The following is a 12,522-nucleotide window of genomic DNA, read 5'->3' on the forward strand; positions in this document are numbered from 1 at the left end:
GCACGCAAAGCACAACCTTTTTCTTAAGGTCGATTTTAATGATTCTTTAAATCCTGCCTCCCCAAAACCTTACAAATTTTTAAGGAAAATTTATATTTTTCTTTTAAATTTATTTCTTAATATTATTCCCACAGGAGAAAGATCATGCGCATTTTAGTCATCGAAGACGAACGCAAAGTGGCCAGCGCCCTTGAAGAAGGCCTGACCAACGCCGGCTATCAGGTCGATGTGGCCTGCAGCGGAGAAGACGGCTTTTATCTGCTCAGCACGCGCCGCTACGACTTACTGCTGCTGGATTTGATGCTGCCCGGCCGCGACGGCCTGGAAATCCTCAAAACCATCCGCCGCAAGGGCATGCAGTTCCCCATCCTCATCTTAACCGCCCGCGATACCGTAGAAGACCGCGTAAACGGACTGGACAGCGGCGCCGACGATTATCTGGTTAAGCCCTTCGCCTTTGCCGAACTGCTGGCCCGCATTCGCGTCCTCCTGCGCCGCGGACGCAGCGAAAGCTCTCTGCGGCTGGTACTTGCCGATCTGGAAATGGATCTGGTCACGCGGAAAGTATTGCGCGGCAAAAGCGAAATTAACCTCACCGTGCGCGAATTCGATCTGCTGGAATACCTGCTGCGCCATCAGGGACAAATCGTCTCGCGCGAAATGCTGGCTCGCGATGTCTGGCAGCAAACCAATCGCGCCACCCCTATCGACAACCTGATCGACGTGCATATCGCCCGCCTGCGCCGTAAAATAGACGATCCCTTCCCCGTTAAATTGATCCATACCATCCGCGGCGTGGGCTTTATGATGAACGAGGGGGCGCCCTGATGACCTTCAAAGTGAAAAATATCCGCACGCGTTTAACGCTGTGGTATGTGGCCGTTTTTACGCTGATCCTTGTGGTTTACGCCGTCTTATCTCTTTCGCTGGTTTACTGGAGCATGCGCCAGGACCTGGATAATGAATTGGAAGAAGATTACGAGATCCTGGAAAATATCATCTCCGTCGAAAAGGACGGCGCCATTTCCGTTAACGAGAATGTGGACCCCTATTTTCGGGAACGGTGGATTGAAATATGGGACGCCATCGGTAAAAAGCTGTACGAAAGCCGCCCCTTTACGGCAAAAATTTTACCGCCCGTTCCGGACAGAATAAAAAAGGCAGACCGCTTTACCTTTTACTCGCAAGCCCTGCCCGACGGCGGACACGCTCGCTTTTTATTTGGCAAAGCCAATATTAACGGACGCTGGCTGTTCGTTCGCCTGGTAAAATCAGAAGACCAATTGTGGGATGACCTGGCCGACACGGCACGCGTCTTTCTGCTCGCTCTGCCCTTTTCGCTCTTTTTGGCGGGATTTGGCGGCTTTTTATTGACCAGGAAAATGTTGAACCCCATTGACCGCATGACAGAAAAAGCGCGGCGCATCAGCGAAGAAAATCTACAGGAACGGCTGCCCGTCATCAACGCAGATGACGAATTGGGACATCTGGCTTGCACCTTTAACCAGATGCTGGAACGAATCGAAAAATCCTTTGCCCGTCTAAAACAGTTCACCGCTGACGCCGCTCATGAACTGCGCACACCTTTAACCGCCATCCAGAGCATTGGCGAGGTCAGTTTGCAGGAAAACAAAGACGCGGCCTACTATCGAAACGTAATCGGCAGCATGCTGGAAGAAAACCACCGCCTAACGCAGCTGGTGGACAGCCTGCTGTTTCTTTCCCGGGCAGACTGCGAACGCATTAAAGTTAGTAAAGAGCCCTTTTCTCTGTTCTCGTTCATCGAAAAAACCGTTGAATTGATTCAGCCCCTGGCCGAGGAGAAAAATCAGACCATTTTACTGGAAGGCGACCGCAGGCTAAATTTAACCGCCGACAAAAATTTACTGCGCGAAGCCCTGCTCAATATTCTGGACAACGCCATTAAATATTCCGGCGGCGGAACGACCATTCGCGTACGCTTTGAGCGCATCCGCCATGTAACGCAGATCAGCGTAACCGATCAGGGGCCGGGCATTCCAGTCGATCAACAGGAAAAAATTTTCGAACGTTTTTATCGTGTGGATAAAGCCCGTTCGCGCGAGATCGGTGGCATCGGACTGGGGCTGGCCATCGCCCGCTGGACGGTGCGCGCACAGGGCGGAAACATCCGCGTTATTAGTCAGCCAGAGGCGGGAAGCACATTTATCATTGAACTGCCCGGTGAAAGTTAGATTACACACCGGCTGACCGACTTTACGGCGACCATGGAAGTGGCATGCTGGAAGCAGAGAGAAAACAAAATGTGCTACCTCCGTCCTTTTACGGCACAAGTTTTTAAACGACCTGCAAGATCGATGTTCACAGGCCAATACCGTCGGCGAGTTCCATTTCAGGCCCCGGTTCGTCTGATAAAAAGGAAGCTTGATTTTTTAAACTAATACAACCGATCGAGTTCTGCAAAATACGCGTACCTGTTATTTCGACTCGCCTGCCGGCGGGAAGATCGAAATGAACTCAAAATTTGCAAGGATAGAACTCTAAGCAAAACAAAAAGGAGGGCAACATCATGCATATTTTATCTTTAACCTCCATGGCTCTGTTTTTAGTGACGTTGGCGTCCGGCTTCTCTGGCGCCTTGCTGTCACAAACGCCATCCGGCAAAACCATTCTCTTTCATTTTGATGATTTAAAAACCGGCAGCATTCCGCAGGGCTGGAAGGTGGAAGCCACCAATCAGAGAGGAGCGTTAGCCACCTGGCAGGTGGTTGAAGACAGCACGGCGCCGTCCGGCAACCAGGTTCTGGCCCTGACCAGCGTCAACCACTCCTTTGGCGGAACATTTAATCTGTGCTGGACCGATCGTCTCACTTTTTTAAACGGTACGATCTCCGTTTATTTTAAAGCCAATTCCGGCATCGAGGACCAGGGCGGCGGGGTCATCTGGCGCGCGAAAGACAGAGACAATTACTACATTTCACGCTATAATCCCCTGGAAAATAATTTTCGCATCTACTACGTCAAAGATGGCGCCAGACGCATGCTGGCCAGCGCCCGCATTCATCTGCCGGCTCACCAATGGCAGCAGTTAAAAATCGTCATGCAGGGCGAGCGGATTACCGGTTACTTGAACGGCAAAAAGCTGCTGGAGGTCAAGGACGCCACCTTTACCGATGCGGGCGGCGTCGGATTGTGGACCAAGGCAGACGCCGCCACCGCGTTTGATGATTTTAAAGTAGTTATTCAACCGTAAACCAGCCAGGCAAACCGACGGAGATTTTTTACCATGGAAGCAAGCTCAGGCGGAACAATGATAAAACGTCTTTTTCGCTTATTGATTCTGATCGCCGCCGCTTTAAAATTTCTCTTCGCTCAGGTTAGCTTTCCTGACGAAATTCAGGCTTACAAAATTGACGATCCCCTGAAAATCGACGGTCGTCTTAGCGAAGCGTTCTGGCAAAAAGCAGCGCACATCTCCAACTTTACGCAGCGCGAGTTAAACTTTGGACAGCCGGCAACAGAACGCACGGAAGTAGCCATTTTGTACGACGAGAAAAACCTGTATATCGGCGTGTGGTGTTATGATTCTCAACCGGAACAAATAATCGCCCGCGGCATGAAATACGACTTCGATTTTGAAAAGGACGATAATTTCAAGATCGTTTTCGATACCTACCACGACCGTCGGAACGGCTATTTATTTGTAACCAATCCCAACGCCGCCCGCTTTGACGCCCTGATTCAGGACAATGGTCAGCAGGTCAACGAATCCTGGAACGGCGTGTGGGACGTTAAAACCAGCATTACGTCTGAAGGCTGGTTCGCCGAATTTCGCATTCCTTTTTCCACGCTAAAATTCAAAACGCGCGAGGAGCTGATCTGGGGCATCAATTTCGAACGCGTTATTCAGCGTAAACGGGAACAGGTTTTGTGGCAGGGCTGGTCGCGCGACGCCGATATCGAACAGGTTTCACGCGCCGGCAAACTGACCGGCCTGCGCGGCATTAATCACATCACCCTGCTGGAGTTCAAACCTTATGCTCTGGCGGGTATTGAAAAGACAGGCGGCCAGGCGCCCGCTACGGTCGGCGACATGGGCGGCGATTTAAACTACCTGATCACGCCGACCATGAAGTTGAACGTAACACTGAACACCGATTTTGCCCAGGTGGAAGCAGATCGCATGCAGGTGAACTTAACGCGTTTTTCTCTATTCTACCCCGAAAAGAGAGAGTTTTTTCTGGAAGGCCGACAATATTTTGACTTTGGTCTGGGGCACAGTATTCGACCTTTTTACAGCCGACGCATCGGTCTTGGGCCGGATAACTCAGAAATCCCCATCATTGCCGGGCTTCGGCTTCTGGGCAAAAGCGGCGGCGCCACTCTGGGCGGCATGAGCATCCAGACCGCCAGAAAAGATTCCATCCCCACCACCAATTACACCGCCCTGCGCTGGAAACAGGACATCTTTGAACAGTCCAGCATCGGCATTATCGGCGTGGGAAAAATTCAGAAAGATCACCAAAATCTGGTTTACGGTAGCGATTTTCTGTACTCCACATCCCGCTTTTTAGGCAGTAAAACGCTGGCCATGGGCGGCGCCATTGCTCAGAGCTTTACGCCGCAAAATGACCACCCAATCGGCTTTGCCCACCGCCTGTTTATTGATTTCCCCAACGATTTGATCGATTTTTCTTCCATCTGGGATCGCAGCGACGCCTATTTCAATCCCGAAACGGGTTATCTGCGCCGCGAGAACTATCAGATGTTCATGGCCGATCTGCGCCTGAAACCCCGCCCCAAATTTTTACCTTTCATTCAACGTTTTGAGTTTAAACCATTTGACTTTAATTATTACATTGACGACCGTACTCATGAATTGCAAACCCTGTGGTCGGAGTTTCGTCCTCTGGGGTTTAAAACCAGAAGCGGCGAATTCTTTGAAGCCAATTATCAGCGACTGGCAGAAAATTTGTTAGAACCTTTCGAAATCCACGACGGTATTGTCATTCCTGCCGGTGAGTACTGGTTCTCCCGTTACGAGCTTCAGTTCGGAACATTTCGCGGACGGCCAGCTTACGCCTTTCTCTTTTACCAGTGGGGCGATTACTACACAGGCAAACGCACGGAGTGGTTCATTCGCAGTGTGGTTAAGTTCAATCGCCATGTAAGCATGAGCTACGATTTTACGCAGAACGTGATCGATCTGCCTCAGGGACATTTTACAGTCAACGAATTCGGCAGCCGTTTAGAAGTAGCTGTTTCTCCGGATTTGTTCGGTTCCCTGTTCGCCCAGTGGAATTCAGACGAAGATTTGATTCTCCTCAATTTTCGCATGAACTGGATTCCCCGGGCGGGAAGCAATTTCTTTTTTGTAGTCAATCAAAGCGTCGATACGCACGGCAGCGCCTTACGCTTAACCAACACCACCGTTTTAAGCAAATTCGTCTGGCGCTTTGTTCTGTAAATGAACCCTGGTTTTAAATGAAAGGAAATGATGTATGATTCAAAGGCGTGGTAGGCGGCTTCTTTTCGTTTGTCTGTTTCTGCTGTTTCCGACTTTGCTTTTATCTCAGACGCTTTCGCTGGCAGAGTGCGTAAAGCAGGCCGTACAGGCCAGCTACCAGCTGCGGGCGAGCGAATTTCGTTCTCAGTCAGCCCGGAAAGATTACGCCTTAAAAAAGGCGGGAAATTTACCTCAGTTTTTCGGATTGTTATCTTACGAGCGCGAGCAGCTCACGCCCTACGGTTTTAGTAGGCAATGGTCTTTGCTGCAGGCCGATTGGGCTTTAGGAGATTTTCTTCTTAAAACGCAAAACATCGCCCAAAAGCGCGCTATTGCTGCCGGCCAGGCGGTAGAAGGGCAACGCCTGGCCGTGGCGCGGCGTACGGTTTTGCTGTTCATCGAAGCCCTGAAGCAAAAAGAAGTCAACGCACTTCTAAAACAGCGATTGCACAATTTACAGCTGCACGAAAAAATAACCCGCGCCCTGTGGCAATCCGGCTCCAAAAATGAGTTAGATGTGCTGCAAACGGAGGCGGAAATCCTGGAACTAAAAGAAGAAATGGAAAAAACGCTGAGCAGGCGCCGCTTGCTGCTCAACGAGCTGGCCCTCATCATCGGACGCTCTGCCGCAGACAGTTTGCGCCAGCTTCCGCTCAACAGCGCGCAAATCGCCAACACGCCCCTGCCTGTTTTTGATGAAGAACGGTTAAAAAACCATCCCCTGTGGCGCATGTTACAATTTAAAGTGGAAGCCGCCCGTCTGACCCAAAAAGCCGTTCGCGCCTCGCAATTACCGCGCCTGCAGGTGAGTTTTGGTTTTGTTCAGGATGGCGATCCCACTGGCGACGGCAATTACTGGCTGGCCAGCGCTGGCATTCGTTTCCCTTTGTTCCAATGGAACCGAAGTCAAATTGCCCGCCAAAAAAGGCAAATGGTATTTAAAACGATACGCAGCGAACAATCGGCGGCCTTACGCCAGCTGCGCATTGAAGCCCAAAGAGCGCTGACAGAACTAAAAAAATTGAAACGCATTTTACAGCTTCAACAGCAGCGCGTCAAAAAAACTGAACAGATGGTGCAAATGGCACGAACTCAATACAAAGCCGGTTTAATTACCAATCTGGAATTTTTAACGATCCAGGAACAATTCACCGCATCGCAAATTGCCCTGCGCAATACGCAACTGGATTATGCCGCTCAACTGGCGCAGTTCTACCTGGTCACCAATCAGCCGGAAAAATTGCAGGCGTGGTAAAAAGGCAATATGGCAAAATGGTGAAGTGCTTGGATGCGGGGAAAGGCATTAAATAACAAGAAAAAAAACAATTAACACCATAAAAGCAAGGAATTTATGAAGAACAGCCGTTTAATTGTTTTGATGTTTTTCACTCTATTACTGGCTTGCAGCCAACATAATGATACGCTGCCCGGCGGCGCTGACGGAAAGCTGCGCATTAAAACCGCAACGGTTAGCAGGGCCGATATGGCGGACACCGTGCGTTTTTACGGGCGCGTGAGTTTGCGATACGAATCTCTTCTGGCTTCCCAATTCGACGGACGCTTAAGCGGTTTTTCTTTACTCCCGGGCGATCAGGTTGCCAAAGAGCAAAAGATTGGTGAAATTATTCCACCGCAGCGCGAAGCGCTTTTGCAGGTTTTGCCGCAAATGGATGCTCGACTGCGCCCCCTGCTTTTAAAGCAAATCAAAACCATTCCGTTGACCAGCCCCCTTGCCGGTTCCGTGTTAAAAGTATTCCGCCACAACGGCGATGTTTTACAAAAAGGCGAAGCCATTGTACACATTGGCGATTTAAGCATACTGGATGTGTACGGCGATCTGCCTTTAAAGGCTTTGCCCCAGGCCCGACATTTAAAAGAAATTCAGGTGCATTTTATTGATTTCCCTCATCCGGATATGGCCTTAAAAGTGGCAGCGGTTGCCGGCGGCGTGGATCGCCAAAAACAGACCGTTGCCATCCGCCTTACGCTTCCCAATCCGGATGGCTTATTTCGGCCGGGCATGATCGTGCGGATGTTTTTTCCCGGGGAACGCCACCGCAACGTCCTTACCATTCCCCGCAGCGCGCTCTTAGAACACGAGGGCCTCTACTCGGCATTTGTGGTTAAAAATAACATCGTTGAAGAACGTGTTCTAAAGATTGGCATCAAAGACGATCGGCGCATCGAAGTGCTTGCCGGCCTGAAAGAAGGCGAAAGGGTGGCCACGCAAAAAGCCTATTCTCTGACCGATGGTATGGAGGTGGTAGTGGAATGAAAGGGCTTTCACGTTTTTCGGTAGAGAATAAACGCGCCTTAGTTTTTAGCGCTCTATTTCTGGCGGTCATCGGTTTTTACTTGATTTACCAGATTCCCGAAGGCGTTTTTCCGGACGCCACTTTTCCGCGCATTATGGTTATTGCCGATTACGGTCTGGCGCCACTTAAAGAGGTAGAAATGGAAATCGCCAAACCAATCGAAGAAGCCGTGATGATGGTAGAAGGCGTTCGAAATGTGCGCGCTACCATCAGTCGAGGCTCGGCGGAAATCAATGTCGATTTTCAATGGGATCAGGATATGTTCCGCGCCTACCAGTTAGTTCAGGCGGCCGTTAGCGGCATCCAGCACGAATTGCCGCCGGGCATCCAGCTTGAAGTGCGCCGTTTTACCACCAGCACTTATCCCGTGGCAGGCTACAGTCTAACGTCTGATAAATTAGACCTGCTCCAGTTGCGCGATCTGGCAATTTACACCATTCGGCCGCAACTGGCCAGCATTCCCGGCATTTTTAATATTGAAGTCATGGGCGGCCACCAGCGAGAATACTGGGTAAACATCGATCCGCAAAAATTGGCGGCCTTTCGCCTGGATTACCGACAAATTAAAGCGGCCTTGCAAAAAACCAATCGTTTAAGTTTTGTTGGCAGATTAAACGAAACCCATAAACTCTATTTGAATATTGCGGACAATCGCTTTTTGAACCTGGACGACATTAAAAAGACCATTGTAGCTTACCGTGATCAAACGCCCGTAACTCTGGCTCAGATTGCCACGGTGGAGCCGGCGGTTAAAGAAACGTTTATCGCCTGCGAAAGCAATTTAAAACCGGCTGTTCTGGTGACCATCATTAAACAGCCTAAAACCAATGCCGTGGCCATTATGAATCAGGTTGAACAACGGTGGCAGGAATTAGCGCGCGTGCTACCGCCAGATGTTCATGTGCAAAAGTGGTACGACATGACCGACTTCATCAAGCGTTCCATCCGCAGCGTGCGAGACGCCATTTTGTTAGGCGCCCTGCTGACCATGATCATCTTACTGTTATTTTTGAAACGTCTGCGCATCACCCTGCTGACGGCGGTCATCATCCCCATTGCCCTGTTAATCACCTTTATTTTCATCAAACTGTTTGGCATGAATCTCAATTTGATGAGCCTGGGCGGCCTGGCAGCTTCCATTGGCATTTTGGTGGATAATGCCATTGTGGTGGTTGAGAACATAGAACGCTACCTGGAACAGGGAAAGCCCAAAAAAGAGGCGGTTATTCTGGCCACCGGTGAAATCATCCCCCCTTTACTGGGCGCCACACTCACCACGCTGGTTGTTTTTATTCCGTTGATTTTTTTAACTGGCGTGCCGGGAATTTTCTTCCGCGCACTGGCTTCCACCCTGTCCATTGCCATTTTTGTTTCCATGCTGCTGGCGGTTTTTTTAACGCCGGCCCTGGCCGTGATCTTCATTTCGACCAGGCCTAAAAAGCCCGGCCGTTTTCTTCCGCAAATCATTGCCGTTCAACAAAGAGGTTTGCGTTTTCTTTTGCGACGTCCGGTGGCAACAGTGTTGTTCATCGCTCTGCTGGGCCTCATTGCCGTCACTTCATACCTGCGCATCCCTTCCGGTTTTTTGCCGGAATGGGACGAGGGCACCATTGTACATGATTACCTTGCGCCGCCCGGCAGTTCCATTGAAGGCACTAAAAGCATGCTTAAAAGCGTGGCCCAATTCATCATGAGTCTTCCGGATGTTGAAGCCTATTCTTTACGAACCGGCCGCAGTCTGGCCCATCCGCGCACGCATGCCAACGACGGTGATTTTGTGATCAATCTAAAAAAAGGCCACAAGCTTTCTTCTTTTGAGATTATGGACATGATTCGTGAATTTGACGCCAGGCATGAACCGCGGCTGGAGCCGGAATTGTTCCAGGTGCTGCCCGATCGTTTAAATGATCTTTCCGGCGAGATTGCACCCATTGTCATCAAAGTTTTTGGTAAGAATTTACGTCTGATTCAGGAGGTGGCCGCCCGCATTGCCGACTCTTTAAAGCAGGTCGATGGCGCCGTGGATGTGTACAGGGGCTTTTCCCGCGGTGAACCGGAGCTGACCATTCGCGTGAGCCCCGAAGCCGTTGGGCGTTTTGGCCTGACGGTGGACGAAGTGCAGAATGCCATCCGTTTTGCCTTATGGGGAGAGGTGGCCACCACCATGATGCAGGGCCTAAAAGTGATCCCGGTTCGCATTCGCTACCCAAAAACGGATTTTAACCACATGGAAAAAATTCGTCGCCTGCCGCTTTACCTGGCCAGGATTGACCGCGTGGTGGAATTGCAGGAGTTGGCTCACATCGAGAAGGTTCCCGGTAAAACCGATATCGATCATGAAAATCTGGTGCAGGTGGTCAATGTTAAAGCCCATATTTCGGGGCGTGATCTTGGCAGTGTCATTGGCGATGTAAAAACCATGTTAAATCGCATTCTCCTGCCGCCGGGCGTTACCATTCGAATCGGCGGCCAGTACGAAAGCCAACAACGCGCCTTTCGTGAATTAATTTTGATCTTACTTTTTGGCGCCCTTCTGGTTTACACCATCCTGCTGTTTGAATTCAAATCTTTTCGTACAGCGGCTGTCATTTTGCTGGGCACGGCGCTTTCGGTCAGCGGTGTGTTTGTTCTATTATTGATTACCGGAATTCCATTGGATATTTCAGCTTTTATGGGCATGATTATGATCATCGGCGTGGTGGTGAACAACGGCATTCTGTTTATCGATTATGCGGAAAAGTTTTTGAAGGAAACGCCTGACGTGGCCCGCGCGTTATTGAAGGCCGGCCAGGTACGTTTGCGTCCTATTTTAATGACCACGCTTTCCACGATATTCGGGTTTTTACCGCTTGCGCTGGCCCTTGGAGAAGGATCGGAAATGCTGCAGCCGCTGGCTGTTTCCATGATCGGCGGGATGAGTTTGAGCGTGGCACTTTCGTTGTTTTTGATTCCAGGCATGTACTGGATCGTCAACCGCCCGTCCAGCAGCAAGTGAAGCAGCGGGTTTAGAGGGATATGGGAAAGGGATATGAGTGTAAGGGTCTGTTGGTTGAGTGGGAAAGGGCGGCCTGAATTTGTTCTCTCGTTTCCAATGATGAAGGAATTCGTTCCTCGCAGATGGCGCTGTTTTACGCAGATTTTTTTTACTAAGGTAATAGAGGAATCAAAAAAAAATCAACTTATTAGCACGAGTATTGACACGGATTTTATTACCGATCCGTGTCAATCCGTTTAATCAGCGTACATCCGCGTCCTTTTTTTTCTGCCAAATTTCAATGGTCTTTCTTGAACAAACGGAGTAATCATTTTTATTCCTTTCTGCGCTTATCTGCGCAATCTGCGTGCAGTAAAATTCATGAAAGAAAAATGTTTTTATCGGAAAATTCCATTAAACTTGAGGACGGACGTAAGGCTTTTTGAATGGTACACAATTTGGGCACAATACAAAAAAAGTAAGGGCTTACAGAATTTTATGATTTTCTGTAAGCCCTTGATTTTATTGTGCCGAGGGCGGGACTTGAACCCGCACGCCCCAAAAGGGGCAAGGGATTTTAAGTCCCTTGTGTCTGCCAGTTCCACCACCTCGGCACTCTTAAACTCTCTATTTAAGCAACGATCGAATCCGAATCTCAGCGGCGGGATTCGTCCCGCAATGGCGGGATTGCAGATCGCTTACTTAACAACTTGCCCACATCGCCAGAAATCTTGTAAAAGAACAGTCACATGATTTAAATTTCGAGGCGACGGCCGGATTCGTCCCGCAATGGCGGGATTGCAGATCACTTACTTAACAACTTGCGCACATCGCCAGAAATCTTGTAAAAGAACAATCAAATGATTTAAATTTCGAGGCGACGGCCGGATTCGTCCCGCAATGGCGGGATTGCAGATCGCTTACTTAACAACTTGTGCACATCGCCAGAAATCTTGTAAAAGAACAATCAAATGATTTAAACTTCGAGGCGACGGCCGGATTCGTCCCGCAATGGCGGGATTGCAGATCACTTACTTAACAACTTACGCACATCGCCAGAAATCTTGTAAAAGAACAATCACATGATTTAAATTTCGAGGCGACGGCCGGATTCGTCCCGCAATGGCGGGATTGCAGATCCCTTACTTAACAACTTGCGCACATCGCCAGAAATCTTGTAAAAGAACATTCACATGATTTAAATTTCGAGGCGACGGCCGGATTCGTCCCGCAATGGCGGGATTGCAGATCCCTTACTTAACAACTTGCGCACATCGCCAGAAATCTTGTAAAAGAACAATCACATGATTTAAATTTCGAGGCGACGGCCGGATTCGTCCCGCAATGGCGGGATTGCAGATCGCTTACTTAACAACTTGCGCACATCGCCAGAAATCTTGTAAAAGAACAATCAAATGATTTAAACTTCGAGGCGACGGCCGGATTCGAACCGGCGAATCGAGGTTTTGCAGACCTCTCCCTTAGCCACTTGGGTACGTCGCCTTAAAAAAAAGCCCTTTCAGGCAAAAAAAATGAGCGAGAGACGGGACTCGAACCCGCGACCCCAACCTTGGCAAGGTTGTGCTCTACCAACTGAGCTACTCTCGCTTTCATTTTTTAATAGACACAATTTTACCAAATCTTAAAATTCATGTCAAATTTTTTTTTAACGATAATGATCTTTAATTTTATTTTTTAGACGTCGTTGCGCCTCATGTAATCGACGACCCTCACGACGACTGTAAAAT

General features: G+C 49.4%; 7 protein-coding genes and 3 tRNA genes. 7 read left to right on the forward strand and 3 right to left on the reverse strand.

The annotated features are described in order from the left end of the window. Positions 1-144: 144 nt before the first annotated feature. From Cabys_RS11690 to Cabys_RS11720, 7 genes are all read left to right on the forward strand, one after another. Complete coding sequence (locus Cabys_RS11690; protein WP_006930698.1) at positions 145-828, forward strand: response regulator; 684 nt, start codon at positions 145-147, stop codon at positions 826-828. Beyond that, positions 828-2,213, forward strand: a complete 1,386-nt coding sequence (locus Cabys_RS11695; protein WP_006930699.1) for an ATP-binding protein — start codon at positions 828-830, stop codon at positions 2,211-2,213. The genes Cabys_RS11690 and Cabys_RS11695 overlap by 1 nt, the downstream gene beginning before the upstream one ends. Positions 2,214-2,548: 335 nt before the next feature. Beyond that, positions 2,549-3,232: a 3-keto-alpha-glucoside-1,2-lyase-like domain-containing protein gene (locus Cabys_RS11700; RefSeq protein WP_006930701.1), complete on the forward strand. Its 684-nt coding sequence runs from the start codon at positions 2,549-2,551 to the stop codon at positions 3,230-3,232. A 57-nt stretch (positions 3,233-3,289) separates the two neighbouring features. After that, complete coding sequence (locus Cabys_RS11705; protein WP_150109317.1) at positions 3,290-5,446, forward strand: carbohydrate binding family 9 domain-containing protein; 2,157 nt, start codon at positions 3,290-3,292, stop codon at positions 5,444-5,446. Positions 5,447-5,480: 34 nt separating this feature from the next. After that, positions 5,481-6,740 (forward strand): TolC family protein, encoded by a 1,260-nt coding sequence (locus tag Cabys_RS11710; protein ID WP_006930710.1) that lies wholly within the window; start codon positions 5,481-5,483, stop codon positions 6,738-6,740. A gap of 96 nt (positions 6,741-6,836) precedes the next feature. Then, a complete protein-coding gene (locus tag Cabys_RS11715) occupies positions 6,837-7,760 on the forward strand; it encodes an efflux RND transporter periplasmic adaptor subunit (protein ID WP_006930711.1) in 924 nt (307 codons plus the stop codon). Continuing rightward, complete coding sequence (locus Cabys_RS11720; protein ID WP_006930712.1) at positions 7,757-10,795, forward strand: efflux RND transporter permease subunit; 3,039 nt, start codon at positions 7,757-7,759, stop codon at positions 10,793-10,795. Before Cabys_RS11715 ends, Cabys_RS11720 begins: the two co-directional genes overlap by 4 nt. 507 nt (positions 10,796-11,302) lie before the next feature. Here Cabys_RS11720 and Cabys_RS11730 read toward each other — a convergent pair. The 3 genes from Cabys_RS11730 to Cabys_RS11740 form a co-directional block, all read right to left on the reverse strand. Then, positions 11,303-11,388 (reverse strand) — tRNA-Leu (locus Cabys_RS11730). An 816-nt stretch (positions 11,389-12,204) separates the two neighbouring features. Next, positions 12,205-12,277, reverse strand: a tRNA-Cys gene (locus tag Cabys_RS11735). Between the two features lie 32 nt (positions 12,278-12,309). Then, positions 12,310-12,382: transfer RNA gene (locus tag Cabys_RS11740), tRNA-Gly, on the reverse strand. Between the last annotated feature and the right edge of the window lie 140 nt (positions 12,383-12,522).

This window comes from Caldithrix abyssi DSM 13497 (genome assembly GCF_001886815.1).
Lineage (GTDB): Bacteria > Calditrichota > Calditrichia > Calditrichales > Calditrichaceae > Caldithrix > Caldithrix abyssi.

Excerpts from the sequence above, each read along its gene's own strand:
- Cabys_RS11690 (WP_006930698.1), top strand. The coding sequence starts at position 145 with ATGCGCATTTTAGTCATCGAAGACGAACGCAAAGTGGCCAGCGCCCTT.
- Cabys_RS11695 (WP_006930699.1), top strand. The coding sequence starts at position 828 with ATGACCTTCAAAGTGAAAAATATCCGCACGCGTTTAACGCTGTGGTAT.
- Cabys_RS11700 (WP_006930701.1), top strand. The coding sequence starts at position 2,549 with ATGCATATTTTATCTTTAACCTCCATGGCTCTGTTTTTAGTGACGTTG.
- Cabys_RS11705 (WP_150109317.1), top strand. The coding sequence starts at position 3,290 with ATGATAAAACGTCTTTTTCGCTTATTGATTCTGATCGCCGCCGCTTTA.
- Cabys_RS11710 (WP_006930710.1), top strand. The coding sequence starts at position 5,481 with ATGATTCAAAGGCGTGGTAGGCGGCTTCTTTTCGTTTGTCTGTTTCTG.
- Cabys_RS11715 (WP_006930711.1), top strand. The coding sequence starts at position 6,837 with ATGAAGAACAGCCGTTTAATTGTTTTGATGTTTTTCACTCTATTACTG.
- Cabys_RS11720 (WP_006930712.1), top strand. The coding sequence starts at position 7,757 with ATGAAAGGGCTTTCACGTTTTTCGGTAGAGAATAAACGCGCCTTAGTT.